This window comes from Mesorhizobium sp. M2A.F.Ca.ET.037.01.1.1, from assembly GCF_003998075.1.
In the GTDB taxonomy this organism is placed as follows: domain Bacteria; phylum Pseudomonadota; class Alphaproteobacteria; order Rhizobiales; family Rhizobiaceae; genus Mesorhizobium.
Genome location: NZ_RZSA01001740.1, coordinates 1 through 533 on the forward strand (window position 1 = coordinate 1; position 533 = coordinate 533).

Here is a 533-nt window from a genome sequence, read left to right on the forward strand (position 1 = left end):
GCTCCAGGGAAAGCCAACGTCTCACTCCGCTGGAACACCCCTCATCCGTCTCGGCGCTACGCGCCGATCCACCTTATCCCACAAGGGGAGAAGGAAGAGGCGCTACTCCACCTTCACCAGCACGGCGCTGTCGAATTCGATGACCTTGTCGCCGGTCGAATCGAACCCTTCCGAGCGCAACGTGAGCAGGTTCCAGCCGGGGCGTCGGGCGAGCGGGCGGTGCGCCAGCGCGGTGCGCGTGAAGGTCACGGTCTCGCCCGCATAGACCGGCTTCAGCCATTTCAGATTACGGAAGCCGGGCGAGGGACCGAATTCGGGCTGCGGGCCGGGGCCGGTCCAGCGCACGCCCTCGGTCTCCATGCGCTTTTCGAGATTGTATTTCATCCAGGTGGCGGCGGTGTGCCAGCCCGAGGCGCAGAGCCCGCCGAGCACGCTCTTCTTCGCCGCCTCCTCATCGACATGGAAGACCTGCGGATCGTATTTCCTGGCGAACGCCTTGATCTCGTCGGCCTCGAACTTGTGCGAGCCGAGCG

Annotated in this window: 1 protein-coding gene; it reads right to left on the bottom strand. The window is 65.1% G+C overall.

Features of this window, described 5'->3' with window-relative positions:
* Window positions 1-102: 102 nt before the first annotated feature.
* The coding region (locus tag EOA27_RS39540; protein ID WP_145970948.1) for a MaoC family dehydratase at window positions 103-533 on the bottom strand (431 nt) is incomplete at its 5' end.